This is a genomic window from Spirosoma endbachense (assembly GCF_010233585.1).
Lineage (GTDB): Bacteria > Bacteroidota > Bacteroidia > Cytophagales > Spirosomataceae > Spirosoma > Spirosoma endbachense.
In genome coordinates this window covers 4,853,062-4,872,884 of the sequence record NZ_CP045997.1, presented here as the reverse complement: position 1 = coordinate 4,872,884, position 19,823 = coordinate 4,853,062, and the positions used below count along the sequence as shown (strand labels likewise).

Genomic DNA, 19,823 nt, shown 5'->3' with positions numbered 1-19,823 from the left:
GATGAGTGATGAATGAAAAATACGGTAACAACCAATTCGTCAGTCATCACTCATCATTCCTGATTACTTTACTTCAGCTTTTTTAGCATTTTCACGTTCGAGGGCAATGCTCAAACTAGAGTAAATGCGACGAACTGCGGTTTCGAGCCGCTCCCAACCGGCTTCTGTACGGAGGTCAATATCGCCGATGTGGTCGCGTTGGGTGCTGGTCAGCACAATATGCGTTACAGCGGCCACCATCAGACTCGTAATAGCAATAGGGTCGTAGTCGGCAAATGGCGCCAGTTTATCAACCAGTTTTTTGTAGGAATTATCACGAAATTCGGCCAATCGGCGTGCAAGCTCTGTTTCCCCATGACTCATCTCCCACCGAATTAACTCCTGCGATGGCTTGCGGGTACGGAATTCGCGCATGAACTGAATCGTATATTCAGACCACACTTTGCTTCGGTTGTCCGAAGGAAGATTATCTGGCACGGAGTCCAGAAACTTCTCGTTGAACATGGACAGAAAGAAACCACGTTGTACGTAAGCCTCCAGCAATCCATTCCAGCCACCAAAATAACGATAGATCAGTACTTTATTAACGCCTGCTTTTTCAGCCACGGCATTAATACCGGCCTTTTCGGTTCCCCGCTCGGCCATCACATCACCCATCGCCCGCAAGATACGCTCCATGGTCATCTGGCGATTTCTACGCTTGACAATTTTCATACTGCTAGTAGTTTTTTTTTGTGTTAAAGAGGGGTGTAATGTCTCTACATTCTTTGTAGAGACAAACAAAGAAATCTACTGAAACTTTAGACTGGCGACAAATATGGGGATAACTAATGATGTTATCAAGAGATTACCTTAACGACGTATCGGAAATTTCATAAATTGTTTTTCGGGTTGGGTAATGACTTCTCCCATTTTTGTTGTAGAGACAACAATTGGTAGCCAAAACGAAGAAAATGGATCGTTGCGCCAGACCTGAGCGCTTTCAAAAGCTAATTTGATCTGGAGAAAAAAAATAGTGGCAGTAGCGAATAAGCGGCTAATACGTTGACAGGATTGACCGAAAAGCAACCGCAGTCGAGAGGAAGGGATTTGGTCAAATTGGCGCAGCCAGCTGATCAATACGTTAAAAAACATAAGCTCACTATAGGATAAACAGGACGCTTGCAGGAGGCCGATTAAAACGCCATGGATGTCAAAAAGGAGCCTATATGTCTAAAAAGCAAACCCTGATAAAGCTCAGGTGCCTTATCAGGATTTGTGCTTCAGCCATATAAACTCACCATTATTTACCGCTCGGGATAGCTGGCTAGTTGGCCAGACAAGTCCTGAATAGCTTCGTCTAATTGTTTGCGATTCAGAAGCATATCCATTTCCAACGGAAAGTCAGGATAGGCATGCCATGCAGGTGTTAACGCATGGTCCAATTGAATCTGTAGCTTATAGTTATCGCCAGGTAGTGCAGTAGCTTCAACGCTTAGACCGGGCTCGCAGAATGTTAAGGCAACATGATTAACGGCTTTATTCCAGAGTGAACGAAGGCCACTTAACAACCGCCTAACTTCCCAGGTTTGGAGTGGAGTAGCCTGCGAATCGTGTTGTTGCCGCCAGATCGTTGATACCCGACAACGTAAATTATTCCGTTCGCGCCAATTCGTTGTTTTATTACCGTAGCCTAATATCGAGAATTCGAACGAGCCAGAGGAGGAGATAAATTTCATAACGTGCAGAAGCTTAGTTGAGCGTATTTATTTGCCTACCTAACAAATATACTAAGTGTTTGTTTTCCATCAAAATCAGTTAGCCAATTAATTAACAGGTCAATAAGCCAGAGACTTATTATTCTCGATTCAGGAACATAATCTCTTAACCGACTCTCTAACTGACTTTGACTATCTTTGCGGCCAAAAAATCTGATCTAACAATATGGCAAATGTGCTCATTATTGGAGCGGGTGGAGTTGGTAGCGTAGTAGCGCACAAATGTGCGATGAACAGCACTATCTTCACAACTATAATGCTTGCTAGCCGCACCCAATCGAAGTGCGACCGAATTGCAGCCGAGATTCAGGAAATGCACGGCGTAACAATCCAGACAGCACAGGTAGATGCCGATGTGGTTGCCGATGTGGTTGCGCTGATTCAGTCTTTCAATCCAGTACTGGTTATCAACGTGGCGCTCCCTTACCAGGACCTGCCTATCATGGATGCCTGCCTCGAAGCGGGTGTGCATTACATGGATACGGCTAATTATGAGCCTAAAGATGTCGCCAAATTTGAGTACAGCTGGCAGTGGGCGTATAAAGAGCGGTTTGAAAAAGCGGGCTTGATGGCGCTGCTGGGATGCGGCTTCGACCCCGGCGCTACGCAGGTATTTACCGCGTATGCCAACAAGCACCACTTCGACCGGATGGACTATCTGGACATTGTTGACTGCAATGCGGGCAATCATGGTAAAGCCTTTGCCACCAATTTCAATCCTGAAATAAATATTCGTGAGATTACCCAGCCAGGGCGCTACTGGGAAAATGGCGAGTGGATCGAAATTCCGGCAATGAGTATCCATAAACCCATTGAGTATCCCGAGATAGGTCCGCGCGAGTCGTATGTACTGTATCACGAAGAATTGGAGTCTCTGGTCAAAAACTTCCCTACACTGAAACGGGCTCGCTTCTGGATGACGTTCGGGCAGGCTTATCTGACGCACCTTGAGGTTTTACAAAACGTCGGTATGACCCGCATCGACCCGGTGAAGTTTAATGGAATGGACATTGTGCCGCTCGAATTCCTGAAGGCTGTTCTGCCCGCTCCCGACACGCTTGGCGAGAATTATACGGGACAAACCAGCATCGGTTGTCAGATCAAGGGAGTGAAAGATGGCGTTGATCGTACTTACTACATCTGGAACAACTGCGACCATGCCGAAACCTATCGTGAAGTACGCGGGCAGGCCGTTAGCTACACAACAGGCGTTCCAGCTATGATCGGAGCCATGCTGATTCTGACGGGTGTCTGGCTGAAACCCGGTGTCTGGAACTGCGAAGAACTAGATCCGGATCCGTTCATCGAGCAGATGAATAAACAAGGGCTACCCGTCAATGACCGGGTAGATGTGCCTTTGCCACACGAATACTAGGCAGAGCAAAAGTCCTAGCCTAATTACTTGTGATTAAAGTCGTGCTGTGGTTATTTTGAGTGACATCAGAAACCTGGCACGGCTTTCTGCTTTTATTAACACCCGAAATCACTATTCTTCTGCTACGAATGAAACGTATCCTTGTCTGTTTTCTGATAGCGATAAGCGGAGCCGCATTAGCCCAAACCGCCAATGATCCCACCATCGATTTGCGGCTCAACAACCTGAACAATCCATCGACCGGACCGCTCATTTTTAAGATTGATTCACGTTATGAAGGGCAGCATGGATCACCTTATTTGCTGCCCGACTGGTCAAAAGGTCAGGTTAGTTTACGCGATGGCCGACAGTATAAGGATGTATTGCTTAAGTTCGATGCCTACCGACAGTCCCTGATACTGCTTCGTCCTAAATCAGGTAACGATTCAATCATTCTTGATCGGCAAACAGTGGCCCGTTTTCTGCTCACAAGTCCCGATGGGCAACCCTACTTATTCAGTCGTTATCCAATGGCAAAAACGAGCGATGACGAGGTGAAAGATGGCTATTTTCTGATCTTGTATGAAGGAAAATCGGCCCTACTCAAGCGAGTAGCAAAGACCTTCAAATCGGCTGATTATAAGGGTGGTTACTCAGCCAATGTCCGCTACGACTCGTTCAACGACGCCATCTCTTATTATCTGTTAAAGCCCGATCAGATGCTCACAAAAATAAAGCTCTCGAAGAAAGCCATGCTGGAAGCCCTCAGCGATAAAGGAGAGGCATTAAAGACATTTGTGGATCAACAGAAACTCCTCTTCAAAACGGAAGACGACGCGATAACCCTAGTCAAGCAATATGACAGTTTGTAAGTAATTGGCCAGTGGTCTTCGGAGGGTGTTGGCCACTCTCACTTAGGCTTCATATGGAATTTTTGCCTGGTTGACATCCATGCGGTATAAACCAAACCCGCATACTGTCATGCTTCAATCCGATACTCCTGCACTCACCCTTGACGAGATCATTTTTCAGACTCGCAACCGGGCTTATGGCGCTTTCGATTTGCGCTTACATTACCGATCCGCACTCACCCGCGCCCTGGGATTTGGCATCGGTCTGTTTCTATTAGGGTTATCTGCTCCTACTTTATATAACCAGTTTTGGCCACACAATTTACTGGTAGACAAGCCAGTTATGACAGAAGTAACGCTAACGAAACTCGCTGAACCACCCGTTGAGCAACCGCTAAAAATCCCCCCTCTCGAACAGGCTCCGGCGGTCAAAACCGTTCGCAACCTGCCGCCTGTTGTGATGCCTGAAGAAGAGGTCATTGTGGAAACTCTCCCCCCTACCACGGAGCAATTTCAGGATGCAACCTCAGGCACTCAAACTGCGGAAGGAACTGGCGATGTGGACATCATTGCCGCACCTGAAGTCACTGCGCCAACTGTTGTAGAGAAAGCAATCGAAGCAGAACCTAAACCTGATGAGTTATTTATCAGCGTCGAACAAAATCCCGAATATCCCGGTGGACTTGAGGCTATGCGGAAATTCTTGTCTAAAAATTTAAGTTATCCTCGTCCGGCGGCTTCGGCTGGGGTTTCGGGCCGGGTTTATGTGAGTTTTGTTGTCAATTCGGATGGTAGCCTGACCGATGTGCAAGTACTAAAGGGCATTGGATTTGGGTGCGATGAAGAAGCAACCCGCGTCATTCAGAAAATGCCCCACTGGAAACCGGGCAAACAATCGGGCAGAGCGGTTCGGGTAAAATTCAACCTACCGATCAGCTTCACGCTGGAATAAGCATACAGGATTGTTTGTCGCGGGAAGTTCCCGCGACAAACAATCCTGTATGCTTTATTACTTTAACTACTACGCCGGGAATATGGTATTGAGGTCAAACGCTCCAAAACGCATGGGCTTCATATTCACCTGCATAGCTTTATTTTACAGCATCCCGGCTATAGTGTTGAGCAGGTGCGTCTGGTGGTCAATCGGCTTTGGCGCAAGCAAACCGGCAATGCGTCGACCTATTCGGCATTCACTACGAAACACTCTACACCTGAAAACGCGATGAGCAAAACAACATCGTTCTCGACGGAAAGGCTTTCCCGTAAAAGACTACATCAAACCCGGCCAATCCGATCTGAACCAGTATTTATCTGGCGTATTGGAGTGCATCAAATACCACTTTAAGCCCGATTGCATCCAGATCACCGACGGCAAGTATGGCCTGGAACTGATTAATGAGATCCTGTGCAATACCAAAAACCTGCGCAAGTACAGCCGCTTTGGGGCCTTCTACGGGCAAAGCCTGTTGAATTTCAACGCCTTACAGCCCGACGAAATGCCCACCGGCTTCATGGAGGTTGATGAGGAATGGCAAGAGCCTGGAAGGATGAGTACGACAGCCAGACCAGCGTGGACGGCGTCGAAGAAAACATTATCAACCCCTTTAGGGGCCGACCGGCTACCCGCCGGGAGTTTGATATTGCCATCGGCAGACCCACCGATTTGCAGTACCGGCCCAAAGATTCCCCCACTCCCAACGAAGGCTTTCTCTATAAACGCGATTCGAGGCTGTTCCGAATCGCGCCCAAACTCACCCTCAAACAGGTGATCAAGTTTGAGGGTGAGTTTGGGCAATTACACTCCATGCGATTTTAGCGCCCTACTTGAGTGATGACAGGGCGATGGCTTGGCAGCATCTGGACTGGTTTCAATCGGATCACCGTTGCGACAGACAGCTTCACGGCTTGTCCTACCTTGCTGCTTTTGGACCGTGGCTATCCCTCCATTGACTTGATCGCTCAATTACAGCAACTAAAGATTAACTTTTTGCTGCGCATTAGTGCACAAAATTCGTTGCAAGAAGTGAGAGATTTTGCCGCTACAGGGCAACGCAAGGCTACAATTACCTTAGATGTGACCACCGCTAAACGGAAGAAAAACCAACGCCTACAAGCAGCTCCGGCGTCCCGGTACTCTTCGACAACTAAACCAAGCACCTCTGGTTGTCAATTTGATCTGCCTCGATTTAGCTGAGGGCCACAAAGCGTATTTGATTACCAACTTATCTGCCAATCGGTACGGTATGGCTTTCTTCACGGAGGCTTACCGCAAACGCTGGGGCATAGTTCGGAGCGCCGAAGCGAACCCAGTATGCTTTTGATAAGACGCAGTTGGAAATGGAAAATTTTTCCAGTAAAAAAGTGGTAGGTGTGCGTCAGGACTTCGATGCCTGTATCTTATGCGGCAATATCAGTGGGTTACTGAGTTTAGATGCTCAAAAGCAAGTAGTGCAGCAGGAAGATAAGCCAATCAAAGCGTTCTATCGGATCAATCGATCTGTTTCTTAAGGGCTGCTCAAGGATGAGCCGCTCGGCGACCGTCCGCGGCTGCGGTCCGATTGTTACTATGCTCTTTGGCTGCAACTCTCTGGAATCCAGTTATGACTGGTTAGTGGCACAACTCAGTCGACATAAATGCTTATCGAAACCGAATTGCTCCTTTAGCCGCCAACGAAGCAGGCCTAGAAAACCTCAAATTAATCGAAGAAGAGCTACCCGATGATTAAGTTGACAGCATTGTACGATCCGCCGTGGCGGTTAAGCCCTTCTCGTCGACAGATCTCGGCCACTGACTGCTCGCCTTGCAGCCCTTCCAGCACAATGCGAATCTTTTCTTCAGCCGTGTATTGGCGTCGGGTCTGTCCCGCGCCGGCGTCTGGCTGAATGTCTCTGATGATGGATAGAGCTGGTTTGCACTCGGAGGTAGATAAAGTTGGCTGAGCCGTTTTGGAGCGGCTAGAAGAGGACTTTTTGGCTGAATTGGACCTTACTAAGGTGATTTGAGTGAAACAATTTAACAAATTGTCGCTTCCCATTCCCACCCTATTTGTCCACTTTTATTTGACGATATACACTTTTACGTTTCGTTAACATTCTTTTACAGGGCATTAACAGACGACAGGATAGAAACTTTTAGCTTTGCGGCCCACCGCTGTGGCGGCCACCGCTGTGGTTGAAATCCTTGAAAATAAAAAGAATGCCTTAAACGGATCTGATTTATCAGGACATAGATTCACTTTAATTAAACCTACAAAAAATATGAAAAAAATCATTTATGCCCTAATCTTACCGCTGGTTGTGGTAAGCGGACTAGTATTTGCTAATCGTGAAATTAAAAATGAAGCTTCTAAAAAGTCAGCCTCAAAGCCACTCTCTGCTGCTGAAAGGAAAGCTGCATTGAAAAAATGGGAGGCTACCCCTGATGGTATAAAGTACAAAAAATGGGAAGCGTCTCCCGAAGGTAAAAAAGTGTATGCCGGTGAAGCTAAAATAAGGAAGCATATAAGTGCTTTTACCAATATGGAGGCTGTTGTAACCTCTCTTTCTCTTCCGCCAGGCTCACGATTAGGTTTCGGAGTGATGGTCAGGATTAATGGTGACGATTATATTCTTAGTTTTGGGCCGGAAAAGTCTGACAAGAATTTTTTGAACTTTACCAATGAATTTCAGCAATTGCATAGCCTGAAAGTTAACGACAAAATAAGTATAAGAAGCCATTGGGTATCGCACGCCCCCAAGTATTCATATCCAATAGTATCGGGCGACTATGTAGAACGAGATAGTCAACTAATTTATAAACGTGCCCCTCGCAAAGGCGGTTGCTAAGTAAATTATAAAATACATTTATGCTTTATTCTTAACCGTTGTTTTTTTACCTCCTGTGGACAAAACCAAACAGGAGATAAAAAAAATATTATCAAGTCCGAAACCAAAGACGTATCCACTTCCAGATGGATTGACACCAAATATGAGGATACTGATTCTATCGGTAAGAGCCTGATCATACAAAACAGCTTCCCAAAAGGTGGAACAAAATACACTGACCCTGAGGGTGAGGTATATATTATGCTGTATTTTTCACTCGAATAATCAATGAAACAGATAACCCTTTTGAATTGACGATTGATTTTTCTGGAGATTCATATGAGCTTCAACCCAATCGCTTCAGTAGGTTATTCATATTTACAAACTCCGTAAAGGGTAGGCAATCTAAACCACCGTATTTGTTAGCAATTGCCTTTGCCCGTGGATGATAAGGAATGAAAGCCGGTTGCTGGATAACCTGCAGATATTCAAGGCCAGATTCATCAGTTAATATCGATTGGTCACAACTATTACATCCGTCAATGTAATGTAACCCCGTATAGCGAAGGAATAGAAAGCAGTCGACAGCTCGTCGTTGAGCGTCAGTTAATTCAACCGTTTCAAGGAGTTGTATTTCTTGTGCTGTTAAAGGAACAGGCGTTGTTGGTTCGGCGGGGGATACATGAAAAAAAATACCAGGAGCCTGTTTTATGACCTCATTTGATAAAGCGAACTTAAGTACTTATTTGAAATGGGCAATGGCAAGATTTATCGTGCTTTGCTTCAACGGCTTCTGAGTAGTGCGAGTCCTTAAATACTGTTCGAATCGCAGGAACCAGGTTCCGTTTATGCTTTCAGGATTGAGCGTAACATTTTTGTTGCTACGAATGTAGTCTTCCAGATAGGCCCGATTTGTTCTGTATTGGGTAAATGTCCCCTCCGTTAATGGTTTACCTTTTTTGCCCTTTCCATACTTTCGCTGGTGTACTTCAAAATCGGTCAATAAGGTCAAGAGTGAACCTGGTCCGCTTTGTTGTTTGAGCCATTCAGCCCGGACGGATTCAGAGTTAACCTCTTTTTTTGCCGCCTGAAGTTCCTGTTTTATCGAAATCAGATTTGTTTGGATGGCGCCTAATTCATCATTTAGAATTAGGCTATGTTACCTATAACCTTCTGTACTTTGGGGTTCCAGTTCTCACTTTTTACTGAGATTCCGGTTGAAAAGGGTTGGGAGCGAATTCTGTTGATTGTAATGGTGCCATAGAGTATGCCAAGTTTGGTATTGGCTTGGCCCTGCTGCTTACGAAACCAGAAGCGAACTTTCATTTTGACAAACATGAGTCGCGTGGGTTATGTGAACCCATGCGACTATTAATGCGCACTAAGTAATATGCTTTAGAAAACAGTAAGCAGAATTAACTACTTCTATTTTAGTTTTATAAAGACCAAATGTGCCATAGCTGTACTATGAGGGCGTTTTAGACAGCTTATGGAGGTCAATTAGTAGTTAATACTTAATCATAAATTCGCTGAGGTTAATATCACCTTCGATATCCAGCTTTTTACGCAGTCGGTATCGCTTCAATTCAACACTTCGATGGGTTATATTCAGCAACTGGGCAATCTCTTTGGTTGATAGGTTCATTCGAAGATAAGCCGCTAGTTTCAGGTCGCCCTGGCTGAGGTCGGGGTAATTTTCGATCAGATGTTTTAAAAACTGTTCGTGCACTTTATTAAAGTTTGCTTCAAATAGTTTCCAATCCTGATCTGTAGAAATATTAGCATCGATCAGGGTATTGATACGCTGGAAATCTTCACCAGAAAGCTTATTGCCAGATCGGGCTTTTACCCGATCCAGTTCATCTTTTAATTTCACCAGTAGTTCGTTCTTCTGGATAAGCGACATAGTCGAATTAGCCAGTTCTTCCGACTTTTGAATCAGCCCCTGTTCCAATTGCTCTTTCTGGAGTAAAATAATTTCCCGCTGGCTTTGTTCTTCCTGATGACGCAATTTCTCTTCAAGCTTTTCACGAATCCGGTTTTGCTGAACGGCAACGCGCCGAAGATGAAGTTGGTAGAATAGCTTCACTAATGCACCCATCAAAAACAGATACACAATCTTACTCCAGGCAGTCCAATACCACGGAGGGCGGATCTCAAAAGCTAATGTGCTTTCTTCAGCATTAAGATTTGATTTTAGATGCAACCTATACTGTCCCGGCGGAAGATTACTAAACTCCTTCTGATGGATACTCATAAAGGGTGACCAGGTTTCGGCATTGTTTTCAAGCCAGTAACTGTATTTCGCAGGGCGGGTATAATATGGTGTAGAAAATGCAATTACCAGGTTGGCCTGACGATGCGAAAACGAAAGCAATGGCGCTGGCCCCTGGAATGTGTAATTCGAAGCCGGGCCATCGACAACCGACACAGACCGGATCACTGGCCGCCGAACGGCCCCACCAACCAGCTGAGGTAATTCTTTTCGGGGCAATAAAGCAAATCCATTTTCGCGGCAAACGGCAATATAGTTTGTGTCGAGTGGCACAATGTTTTCGTACTCTTCTACCCACTCATTCGTTTTAACCTGAATATCACCGACAGGGCTTGTCCCCTGACGCATCCAGCTTAATGTACCATCCTGGCGCAGTAAAAATAACTCCGCACCTGACACCGGAAATAGCTTACGGGCCGTTGCTCCAAGCCAGGGATAAACGGACTGAGCCGAAATAAACCGATCGGAGGAGGCATCGTAGGCAAGCAAACCTTTTTCCGAAGTCACCACAATGCGTTGCTGGATACGGCACAGATTAACGGCTGGCCCATGAAAATCGGCATCAGAATATTCCTTACTCGCTTCAATACGTCGCAAATCAGCTGACAAACGAAGCCGTTGTAAACCCTGATTCGGTGCTTTATTAACCCATATCGTACCGTCTGCGTCTTCCTCCAGTTGCCGAACCGGTGCTGAAAACCCGTCGATCGTATGCGAAAAGGCCCACCGCCCCTGGCTGTTTTTCTGGTAAATACACAGTTTCGTATAGGTTCCCTGAATAAGCAGCTCAGGATGACGATTCAGGCGATGCAATACCCATCCTCCGGTAATACTGTTCAGCAGTTGAGCCTGTGAACCCTGAATTTTAAACGTACCTTTATTATGGCCACAGAGCAACTCGCCATCGATCACAGCAAGATCCCAAACCTGACCCTGTGTTCCGGAAATTAAGCGAAAGGGTTCATCATTTCGAACGAGCGGCTTATAATAAACACCCTGATTTGTGCCTAAATACAGGTTGTTAGCATATTGCGCCATGTCATAGGGTGTACCCAACTCCCCTTCATTATCGCTAAAGTAGCGAATTGGGGAGTTGAGGTTAATGAGATCAATACCTTTATCCAACCCTACCCAAAGATTACCTTCTGCATCCTGACACATTGCCAGAACGGTACTATTCTGCAAGCCATTCTTCTGGCTGAAGTGGTAGCGAATCTGCCCGGCAGCATTGGTCAGTAAAACCCCGTTCAACAATGTACCAAAAGCATATAAATCTGGCCCAACGACCAGCCCTCTATTGAGCCGGTTCTGTTGAATAAATGCGTTAAGCTGCTCATTGAAGGGGCGAAACAGATTACCATCATAGCGGTAAATAGACCGTTCTGTGCCTATCAGGAGTTCATTGTCGCCCAGGGGCAGAATGGTATTGATGGTTTCGCGTCCCAGAAATTCACTTCCCTTTATCAGCGTATAACGGTCGCCGTTTAACGCATAAAGCCCTTTGTCGAGCACTTCGAGTAATAGCTTATCGCGAGCCTGATGCACAAACAGAATATTGCCGGGTGGCTGGAGGAGTTGGACCTGCCCTTTTTGATAGCGGTAAATAAAGGCAAATGACTGAAACAGGATTCCCTGGGAAGTGACCAGAATATTCCAGATTTCTTCATTCCGAAAGGATTTCTCTTTAACCCGGTCGGCCAGCGAGTGATAGACCAGTTCGCCTGATGGCCCCGGCGACCAGTAACCAAATTCACCAAGCGCCCCCGTATAGACCCTTCCCTGTTCATCAATAGCAACCGAGCGTACTTTTTGCTTTCCAGGCAACTCATAGGTTCGCCAGCTACTCCCATCAAACTCAAGTAGCCCTTTCGAATTTGCGAAATACAAGAACCGAGTCTGACGATGCTGGGCGACACCCCAATTCTGGTGATAGGCATTATAGGTTTGCCGGGTATAGTGGATCAACTCCGGACGACAAAACGCATAAGGAGATTGAGCAATACTAGTCTGACAAACTCCGCATAACAGTAAAATCCAGACAAAGACTATCAAGTAAAAGTATATTATACGGTCTCCTCTCGACTTTCTCATAAAAATCAGCTCCATAGAGCCTTGATGTGATAAAAACCAGCCTAAATAAGCTAAAAAACAAGATATGATGTGGTAATGATGTACTCCATTTTTAGGTGGCAAGTTATCATGGCCCTACTTTTGTACAAAAAAATATAAGAAAATTATTGCTAATTCTTGACGTAACTGGTAACCGTACTATCTAACGAAGACGACCGTCAACTTTTTTTCAGCAATGGTTTTAATCGATTTATGTATGAGAAACATTCTTCTTAACCGGAACGCAAGATGGCTGGTGCCATTATTAGTTGCCCCTCTTCTTATTCTGCTTGCAAATAGTTCCATAGCCGGGCAGACCGATACCCGCGTAACAGGTAAAGTCACCGACAAAGCTACCAACACAGGCCTGCCCGGTGTTACTGTTCAGGTGAAAGGCACGAATACCGGCACAGTAACTGACGCAACAGGTACCTATAGCATACAGGTTACCGAGAATGCAACTCTCGTTTTTTCGAGCATTGGTTTCGTTAAATCTGAAGTATCTGTTGGCGGTAGAGCAGAGATTAATGTTACGCTCGAGGAGGATACCAAGGCACTCGATGAGGTTGTTGTAGTCGGTTATGGAACCCAGCGAAAGTCTGACGTTACCGGTGCAACCGTTACCATTAAGGGCGACGAACTGGTTAAACAACCCGTATTGACCGCTACGCAGGCTCTTCAGGGAAAAGCCGCCGGTGTACAAATTATTAGCAGTGGTCAGCCGGGCAGTTCTCCGGTTGTTCGTATTCGTGGAACCGGCAGCGCCATTGGCGGCACAGCGGCTCTCTTTGTAGTTGATGGTGTCCTAACCGATGATATTACCAATATCAATACAGCTGACATTGTAAACGTAGACGTTCTGAAAGATGCTTCGGCAACGGCTATTTACGGCTCCCGTGGAGCAAACGGAGTCATTATTATCACAACCAAGCGCGGCACGGCCGGAAAAATGACCGTGAATTATTCGGGAAACGCAGGCTTTCGGATGCCTTCATACCTGGTGCCGATGGCCAATGCCGCCGAATATGCTAATTATGCCAGTGTGGCCAGCGGAAATCTTGTCAGCCCAGGCAGCACCTCTACCGATTGGTATAAACAGATTCTGCGTAATGGTTTCCAGCAGAATCATGGCCTTTCGATCAATGGAGGCACCGACAAATCCACCTATTTTGTCAGCGCAGGTTATTATACCGATCAGGGGCTGGTTATCGATAATGTATACAAGCGATTCTCGATTCGGGCGAACAACGATTTTACGTTCAATAAGCACGTTAAAGCAGGGCTATCAGCCTCCTACGCCAACGGCGACAACCAGATTGCCAACCTGAGTTCGGCCTATAACAATGCTTATCGGGCGGCCCCAATCATCCAGTCGAAGGAAAATGGCAAATATGGTAACACCTCCGTTTATCAGAATGTAGGCAATCCACTGCTGGATATTGAAAAGAACAACAACCATGCGCAGGATAACCGTCTTCTTGGATCGGCCTACCTCGAAATCAAGCCCATTGAGTGGTTAACTTTCCGGAGTAATCTGGGTGGCGACTGGGTTAATCTTAACAGCCGGGAGTATAACTACCAGTTCAATAATGATACGACAACATTCATTAACCCTGGCGGAAACCAACGAAATCCGAACAGTAATCTTAAGTTTATCAATACCCGAACTTTTCACTGGACCTGGGATAACCTGGTAACATTCAATAAAAAGTTTGATAAACATGCCCTGACAGTTCTGGTGGGTACAACCGCCGAAAAATACACCCTGACCAGCTTTACGGCTTATCGGAAAGATGTACCGGCCGCACAAAACCTGTGGTACATCAATACGGGCGATGCCAACACCTCAACCAACGATGGTGCCGGTGATCAATACAACCGGAATTCCTATATCGGTCGACTGAATTACAGCTTCAACGACAAATACCTGTTCACGGCTACGATTCGGGCCGATGGCTCGTCGCGTTTTCCGGCTCAGAACCGATGGGGTTATTTCCCCTCAGTGGGTGCTGGCTGGATGATCAGCAATGAGGACTTTATGGCTAACCAGCACATTTTCGACATGCTCAAACTACGAGCTAGCTGGGGAAAAGTCGGGAACGACCGGATTCCGACCGATGCGTATACAGTTACCGTTACTCCTAACCTGGCGTATCCGTTTGGTGGAGGTATTGCTACACCCGGTAGCGCCATTACCCAGATTAAAGATCCCAACGTGAAGTGGGAAACAACTGAAGAAGCGGATCTGGGTATTGAATTTACGGCACTAAGTGGTAGGCTGACCGGTGAACTGAACTATTATAACAAAAAATCCCGCGATCTGCTGATCAACGTTAAAGTGCCTTCCGTAACGGGCGATGCCGATGGTGTTGTCCTGACAAATGCAGCGTCTATTCAGAATCAGGGCGTCGAATTAACGTTGAACTGGCGCGGAAAAATAACAAACGATTTATCCTATCGCATTGGGGGAAATGCTACACTGAACCAGAATAAGGTCATCGGTCTAAATGGTGGTCAACCCATTCTCGATGGGGCTATTGGGGGGAATCAGCAGTATACGACCCGAACCGATAACGGACAGCCCGTAGGTAGTTTCTATGTACTTCAGGTACTGGGTGTTTTCCAGAATGACGCCGATATCGGTAATTACAAGAACGCTACGGGTCAGGTTATTCAGCCTTCAGCCAATCCCGGCGATTTTAAATACCAAGACACGAACGGCGATGGCAAGATTGACGATAATGATCGTGTGTTTGCAGGCTCCTACCAACCGAAAGCCTACTTCGGGCTCAATTTGGGGCTAACCTACAAAGGGTTTGACCTGAGCGCCGATTTTTACGGCAACGTTGGCAACCAGATTTATAATGGGAAACGGGCCTTCCGCCAGAGTGCGCTGGACAACGTCGAGCGGTCGATGGCCTACAACCGCTGGACACCATCGAGCGGAACCCAAACAAACCCGGCGGCAAACAGTGGCAACCTCCCTGCCTCTACCTACTTCATCGAATCCGGCAATTTTGCCCGGATCAATAACCTGACGCTGGGTTATCAATTGCCCGGCACGCTGCTGCAAAAAGTGGGCATCACCACCGCACGGGTGTTTGTAACTGGCCAGAACCTGTTTACGATAAAAAAATACAGCGGTTTTACGGCCGAATTGCCGGGTTTCAACACAACCAGTAATGCAGGTATCGTAACAACCGGAAGCCCCACCACACAGGGCATCGAGTTGAACGCCTATCCAACTGCCAGTACGGTTGCCTTTGGGCTAAACGTAGGCTTTTAATCGAACTCAACCGACATAACCATGAAATCATATAAATTCATTCTTCTCAGCACGAGCTTCGGCATTGCTTTACTGGCTGTTTCCTGCCAGAAAAGCTTTCTGGATGTGCCTGTTCAAGGGCAGGCTACAACCGCTACCGATCCTAATCTGGCCGTAAATCTGGTAACTGGCGTCTACAATAGCCTGTACAATAGCGAAGCTTTCGGTGGGGCCGGTGGCGATGTGCATGGCATCAGCTTTATTGCCGCAACAAACATCATTTCCGATGACGCCGATAAAGGGAGCACAGCAACCGATCAGCCGCCTTTAGTCGATATCGATAACTTCACCACGACACCGACCAACAATTTTGTAGCCGCTTTATGGAATGGTTATTATAGTGGCATTTCCAGAGCAAATCAGGCATTGGCAGCTTTAGCAACGTCTTCGATCGATGCTAAAACCAAGAATCAACTGATTGGTGAAGTCCGGTTTATCCGGGGTTATTACTACTTCAATCTGGTTCGCTTCTTTGGTAAAGTTCCTAAAGTTGTTCGTGTCCCCAAAGATGCGCAGGATGCTAATACTGACCCGGCTTTTCAGACACGGGCTCCTGTCGATACTATTTACAACGTTATCACCCAGGATTTGCTAGTTGCGCTTGCCAACTTACCGCTAAAAGCCCAGGCGGGTGTCGGTCACGCCAATAAAGGTGCGGCTCAGGCACTCCTGGCCAAGACGTATCTGTATCGCAAAAACTGGCATCAGGTCCAGGCGCTAACGCAGGAAGTGATCAACTCCGGTCAGTATGCACTGGTACCCGACTACACCACGATCTGGCGCTACGTAGGTAATAACAACGCTGAATCCATCTTCGAAACACAGAGCGGTACGTTCAATAATGGCGATATAGCCGTTGGCGGTTATTGCACCTGGCAGGGGCCACGGGTAGGCGGTAAGGGCGGCTGGACTGATCTGGGTTTTGGCTTTGACACGCCCTCTCAGGATTTAGTGAACGCCTACGAAGCGGGCGACAAGCGAAAAGCCTCAACGATTATTACGGTAGACAACAGCGGTAAACACGTTGGAACGGTGCTCTATGATGGTTTCCGGATACCTAGCTCCGATTCGGTACAGAACCTCTTCTACAACTACAAAGCATACGCCAGCGAGAATAAAAATGTGGAGCCCTACCTGGGCAACCGCGATAAGAAGCAGAAAAACCTTCGGCTCCTTCGCTATGCCGATGTGCTGTTGATGAATGCCGAAGCAGCCAATGAACTGGGCCAAACGGCGGCTGCGGTTACCTATCTCAACATGATCCGTACCCGTGCCGGTTTACCGGCTACGAAAGCTGCTTCGCAGGCCGATGTGCGCACGGCGATCTGGAAAGAACGCCGAATTGAGCTGGCGATGGAACACGATCGTTTTTTTGACCTTGTGCGAACGGGCCGTGCCGCCCAGGTTATGCAGGCTGCTGGCAAAAACTTCGTAGCTGGGAAAAACGAATTACTTCCCATACCGAGTCTCCAAATCCAGCTGAGCGGTGGCCAGTTAGACCAAAATCCGGGGTATTGATTTTATATCCTAACCCTATATTCTAGACCTATAAGATTTTTTAAAACCTTATAGGTCTGACAGTCAAATAATTACCAAGTTAATGCCAATTCAAATTACAAAACGAAACGATCATGAAAACAAGACAAATCACAGCGTGGGTAGTGGCGAGTGTAGTAATGAGCACTGTGTTTACTTCCTGTAAAAAAGAAGATACGCCATCGTTGCCACCCATTGGTGGTTATAATAGTTCGGATGACATTGCAACTACAAATCTCCTGGCTCACTGGACATTTGAAGGAACCCAGAATGAATTGATCTCCAGCACTGCCCCTGCTAACACCTATGGCACAGTGAATTATGTTGCGGGGGCCTCGGGTTCGGGCCAGGCGCTTAATCTCACTTCGGGAACAGTGGTATATCCTCCAATTGCCAAGATTAATACGGCTAACGCATTAGGCAGTTACACACTAAGTATGTGGGTAAATGTGAAAAACAATAAACAGTTCTTCACGTCATTCTTTGGGCTATTTCCGACAGCAGTTGGTGAAGCTTTCGGCAATTTAAGTGGTGGTGCAGAAACGGGTCAATTCGCCCCAAGCACTACTGCCGATACGTTGGTTCTGAAGGCAAACTACAAATCGTTAATGCCGGATGGAAGCTTTAATGGCCAGGATAACAGACCTGATCCAAAAGGCAAACCCCCAGTAGGTGTATTCAAAGGAGCAGGCGTATGGAGCCACTTTGTCATACGATTTGATCCAACTACCCATAAACTTCAGGTATTCGGCAACGGACAATCGATTGGCGCTTACGATGATCGAGGAGTAAATACAGTCGCTCTCAATATGATGGTGCCCTGTCAGGCCGTAATTGGCAGCCTGGCAAGTTCCGAAATAGGGTTTGCCAAAGCAGGTCCTCTGCCATCCTATACAGCCAAGGGTACTTTTGCAATTGACAACATCAGAATGTATAACAAGCCCCTGAGCGATGGCGATATTACATCGCTGTATCAACTGGAGCAAGCTGGCCGCTGATAGCCGTACCCGCTAAAACCGAGGGCTGTTTCGTGAGAGAAACAGCCCTTCTTTATCCTTCTCCGTTATGAAATCAATGAAACTCTGGTTGGCCTTACTGGTTTTGTCGGCAGTATGTTCCTGCAAAAAACAACAGGATGTTACGCCCAGCGGCCCTTTCTACTACAAAACGGTGTTGGTCAATGGGCAAACGTCGGCAAATCTGCGCTACACGGCGGTTAATGCAACACCCGTTGTTACGCTGTCATTTTCGGCACCCATTAAGCGGGAGTCCGTTGCGGCTTCGCTCAAACTGACTGAACAGGCTACGGCCAAACCGGTTTCGTTAACGTACTCCTTTTCGGGAAATGATACCCTGCTGACCGTTACGACACAAAGTCCGCTGCGCTCCTTAACGAACTATACGCTAACCGTCACACCCACGCTCACCTCTACCCAGAATGCTACTCTGATTTCTGAAGTATCGGTTGGCTTAACTACAGCCCTCGATAGTACTGACAAGTTGCCCCGAATCAGCGATTCGCTGCTACTAGATCTGGTTCAGAAACAGACATTCAACTATTTCTGGGATTTTGGACATCCGGTTTCGGGTTTGGCCCGCGAACGAAATTCGTCGGGCGATGTGGTTACGTCGGGCGGTTCGGGATTTGGGATTATGGCCATCCTTGTGGGCATCAACCGAAATTTCATTACCCGGCAGGAGGGTCTGGCCCGTCTGACTAAAATCACCAACTTCCTCACCAACAACGCGAAACGCTATCATGGCGCGTTTCCGCACTGGCTTAATGGCGCTACGGGTGCTACGGTTCCATTCAGTCAGAAAGACGATGGAGCCGATCTGGTCGAAACGTCGTATCTGATGCAGGGACTATTGACGGCCCGGCAGTATTTCAGCAGCACAACCGATGCCAGCGAAATTACGCTTCGGAAAACCATCAACACCTTATGGGATGGCGTTGAGTGGGACTGGTTTACCAAAAGTGGTGCGGAAACAAATCTGTACTGGCATTGGTCACCCAATTATAACTGGGACATGAATCTGCCCATTCGCGGCTGGAACGAAGCATTGATTACCTACGCATTAGCCGCATCTTCCAACACACACCCAATCGCGAAAACGGTTTACGATAACAGCTGGGCACAGAACGGAAAAATGGCCAATGGCAACAGCTATTACGGCATTAAGCTTCCACTCGGACCTGCCTACGGTGGACCGCTTTTCTTTTCGCAGTATTCCTTTCTGGGCATTAATCCGCATGATCTGAAAGACGCTTATGCCGACTATTGGCAACAGAATACGGCCCATTCACTCATCAATTATACGTACTGCAAAACCAATCCTAAACAATTCTATGGCTACAGTGCCAATTGCTGGGGGCTAACTGCCAGCGACGAACAGAATGGCTATTCGGCTCATGAGCCAAACAACGACAATGGCACTATTTCGCCAACGGCCGCTTTATCGGCCATGCCTTTCACACCCACTGAATCGATGCAGGCCCTCCGGTTTTTCTATTACAAACTTGGCGACAAAACCTGGAAAGACTACGGGTTTATCGATGCATTCAACCTGACCAATATCTGGTTTGCCGATTCATTCCTGGCCATCGATCAGGGACCAATTATTGTCATGATTGAAAACCAGCGGTCGCAGCTACTCTGGAAACTATTTATGAGTTGCCCGGAAGTCAAAAAAGGCATGAAAAATCTGGGCTTCCAAAGCCCTAATCTGAATTGAATTTCTCTGCCATGCTGCCGATAACAGTAATTTGAAGCACTAATCTGAAAATGCTTCCATATCGTTGGGATGGCAA

At 46.9% G+C, this 19,823-nt stretch carries 16 protein-coding genes and 1 pseudogene; 10 read left to right on the top strand and 7 right to left on the bottom strand.

What is annotated here, in order from left to right; translation table 11 throughout:
- Positions 1-63: 63 nt before the first annotated feature.
- The 3 genes from GJR95_RS19640 to GJR95_RS19630 all read right to left on the bottom strand — a co-directional run bounded on the left by GJR95_RS19640 (position 64) and on the right by GJR95_RS19630 (position 1,718).
- Positions 64-714, bottom strand: coding sequence for a TetR/AcrR family transcriptional regulator (locus tag GJR95_RS19640; protein WP_232074155.1), 651 nt, complete (start codon positions 712-714; stop codon positions 64-66).
- Positions 715-852: 138 nt separating this feature from the next.
- Positions 853-1,134 carry a hypothetical protein gene (locus GJR95_RS19635; protein WP_162387478.1) on the bottom strand — a complete coding sequence of 94 codons (282 nt, stop codon included), beginning with the start codon at positions 1,132-1,134 and terminating at the stop codon, positions 853-855.
- Between the two features lie 152 nt (positions 1,135-1,286).
- Complete coding sequence (locus GJR95_RS19630; protein ID WP_162387477.1) at positions 1,287-1,718, bottom strand: WapI family immunity protein; 432 nt, start codon at positions 1,716-1,718, stop codon at positions 1,287-1,289.
- Between the two features lie 205 nt (positions 1,719-1,923).
- Between GJR95_RS19630 and GJR95_RS19625 the strand changes: the two genes are divergently transcribed.
- The 3 genes from GJR95_RS19625 to GJR95_RS19615 all read left to right on the top strand — a co-directional run bounded on the left by GJR95_RS19625 (position 1,924) and on the right by GJR95_RS19615 (position 4,914).
- Entirely contained in the window at positions 1,924-3,132 is a 1,209-nt protein-coding gene (locus GJR95_RS19625) for a saccharopine dehydrogenase family protein (RefSeq protein ID WP_162387476.1), read from the top strand.
- 128 nt (positions 3,133-3,260) lie between these two features.
- Positions 3,261-3,983, top strand: coding sequence for a hypothetical protein (locus GJR95_RS19620; RefSeq protein WP_162387475.1), 723 nt, complete (start codon positions 3,261-3,263; stop codon positions 3,981-3,983).
- A gap of 109 nt (positions 3,984-4,092) precedes the next feature.
- Positions 4,093-4,914, top strand: a complete 822-nt coding sequence (locus tag GJR95_RS19615) for an energy transducer TonB (RefSeq protein WP_162387474.1) — start codon at positions 4,093-4,095, stop codon at positions 4,912-4,914.
- Positions 4,915-5,269: 355 nt separating this feature from the next.
- Here GJR95_RS19615 and GJR95_RS19610 read toward each other — a convergent pair whose 3' ends face one another.
- Entirely contained in the window at positions 5,270-5,422 is a 153-nt protein-coding gene (locus GJR95_RS19610; RefSeq protein WP_162387473.1) for a hypothetical protein, read from the bottom strand.
- Positions 5,423-5,490: 68 nt separating this feature from the next.
- Between GJR95_RS19610 and GJR95_RS19605 the strand changes: the two genes are divergently transcribed.
- A complete protein-coding gene (locus GJR95_RS19605; RefSeq protein ID WP_162387472.1) occupies positions 5,491-5,778 on the top strand; it encodes a hypothetical protein in 288 nt (95 codons plus the stop codon).
- 521 nt (positions 5,779-6,299) lie between these two features.
- The gene (locus GJR95_RS19600; protein ID WP_162387471.1) at positions 6,300-6,470 is read left to right on the top strand and encodes a hypothetical protein; all 171 of its coding nucleotides are present in this window, start codon (positions 6,300-6,302) and stop codon (positions 6,468-6,470) included.
- Positions 6,471-6,721: 251 nt separating this feature from the next.
- On the opposite strand, the pseudogene GJR95_RS19595 reads toward GJR95_RS19600, so the two are convergent.
- Positions 6,722-6,859 (bottom strand): annotated as a pseudogene (locus GJR95_RS19595) (transposase); the annotation flags it as partial.
- 256 nt (positions 6,860-7,115) lie between these two features.
- Between GJR95_RS19595 and GJR95_RS19590 the strand changes: the two are divergent.
- Positions 7,116-7,787, top strand: a complete 672-nt coding sequence (locus GJR95_RS19590; RefSeq protein ID WP_232541246.1) for a hypothetical protein — start codon at positions 7,116-7,118, stop codon at positions 7,785-7,787.
- A 721-nt stretch (positions 7,788-8,508) separates the two neighbouring features.
- On the opposite strand, the gene GJR95_RS19585 is transcribed toward GJR95_RS19590, so the two are convergent.
- Positions 8,509-8,778 carry a phage integrase SAM-like domain-containing protein gene (locus GJR95_RS19585; RefSeq protein WP_162387470.1) on the bottom strand — a complete coding sequence of 90 codons (270 nt, stop codon included), beginning with the start codon at positions 8,776-8,778 and terminating at the stop codon, positions 8,509-8,511.
- Between the two features lie 495 nt (positions 8,779-9,273).
- Entirely contained in the window at positions 9,274-12,093 is a 2,820-nt protein-coding gene (locus tag GJR95_RS19580) for a two-component regulator propeller domain-containing protein (RefSeq protein ID WP_162387469.1), read from the bottom strand.
- A gap of 274 nt (positions 12,094-12,367) precedes the next feature.
- On the opposite strand from GJR95_RS19580, the gene GJR95_RS19575 reads away from it, so the two are divergent.
- The 4 genes from GJR95_RS19575 to GJR95_RS19560 all read left to right on the top strand — a co-directional run bounded on the left by GJR95_RS19575 (position 12,368) and on the right by GJR95_RS19560 (position 19,747).
- On the top strand, positions 12,368-15,436 hold the full coding sequence (locus GJR95_RS19575; RefSeq protein WP_162387468.1) for a SusC/RagA family TonB-linked outer membrane protein: 3,069 nt from the start codon (positions 12,368-12,370) through the stop codon (positions 15,434-15,436).
- Between the two features lie 21 nt (positions 15,437-15,457).
- Positions 15,458-16,993: a RagB/SusD family nutrient uptake outer membrane protein gene (locus GJR95_RS19570; RefSeq protein ID WP_162387467.1), complete on the top strand. Its 1,536-nt coding sequence runs from the start codon at positions 15,458-15,460 to the stop codon at positions 16,991-16,993.
- 113 nt (positions 16,994-17,106) lie between these two features.
- Entirely contained in the window at positions 17,107-18,009 is a 903-nt protein-coding gene (locus tag GJR95_RS19565) for a LamG domain-containing protein (RefSeq protein ID WP_162387466.1), read from the top strand.
- Positions 18,010-18,076: 67 nt separating this feature from the next.
- The gene (locus GJR95_RS19560) at positions 18,077-19,747 is read left to right on the top strand and encodes a glucoamylase family protein (protein WP_198424865.1); all 1,671 of its coding nucleotides are present in this window, start codon (positions 18,077-18,079) and stop codon (positions 19,745-19,747) included.
- The last annotated feature ends 76 nt before the right edge of the window (positions 19,748-19,823 follow it).

Coding starts and splice junctions, on each gene's coding strand:
- GJR95_RS19635 (WP_162387478.1), bottom strand. CDS start 1,134: ATGTTTTTTAACGTATTGATCAGCTGGCTGCGCCAATTTGACCAAATC.
- GJR95_RS19565 (WP_162387466.1), top strand. CDS start 17,107: ATGAAAACAAGACAAATCACAGCGTGGGTAGTGGCGAGTGTAGTAATG.
- GJR95_RS19625 (WP_162387476.1), top strand. CDS start 1,924: ATGGCAAATGTGCTCATTATTGGAGCGGGTGGAGTTGGTAGCGTAGTA.
- GJR95_RS19605 (WP_162387472.1), top strand. CDS start 5,491: ATGGCAAGAGCCTGGAAGGATGAGTACGACAGCCAGACCAGCGTGGAC.
- GJR95_RS19630 (WP_162387477.1), bottom strand. CDS start 1,718: ATGAAATTTATCTCCTCCTCTGGCTCGTTCGAATTCTCGATATTAGGC.
- GJR95_RS19620 (WP_162387475.1), top strand. CDS start 3,261: ATGAAACGTATCCTTGTCTGTTTTCTGATAGCGATAAGCGGAGCCGCA.
- GJR95_RS19570 (WP_162387467.1), top strand. CDS start 15,458: ATGAAATCATATAAATTCATTCTTCTCAGCACGAGCTTCGGCATTGCT.
- GJR95_RS19615 (WP_162387474.1), top strand. CDS start 4,093: ATGCTTCAATCCGATACTCCTGCACTCACCCTTGACGAGATCATTTTT.
- GJR95_RS19640 (WP_232074155.1), bottom strand. CDS start 714: ATGAAAATTGTCAAGCGTAGAAATCGCCAGATGACCATGGAGCGTATC.
- GJR95_RS19560 (WP_198424865.1), top strand. CDS start 18,077: ATGAAATCAATGAAACTCTGGTTGGCCTTACTGGTTTTGTCGGCAGTA.
- GJR95_RS19575 (WP_162387468.1), top strand. CDS start 12,368: ATGAGAAACATTCTTCTTAACCGGAACGCAAGATGGCTGGTGCCATTA.
- GJR95_RS19600 (WP_162387471.1), top strand. CDS start 6,300: ATGGAAAATTTTTCCAGTAAAAAAGTGGTAGGTGTGCGTCAGGACTTC.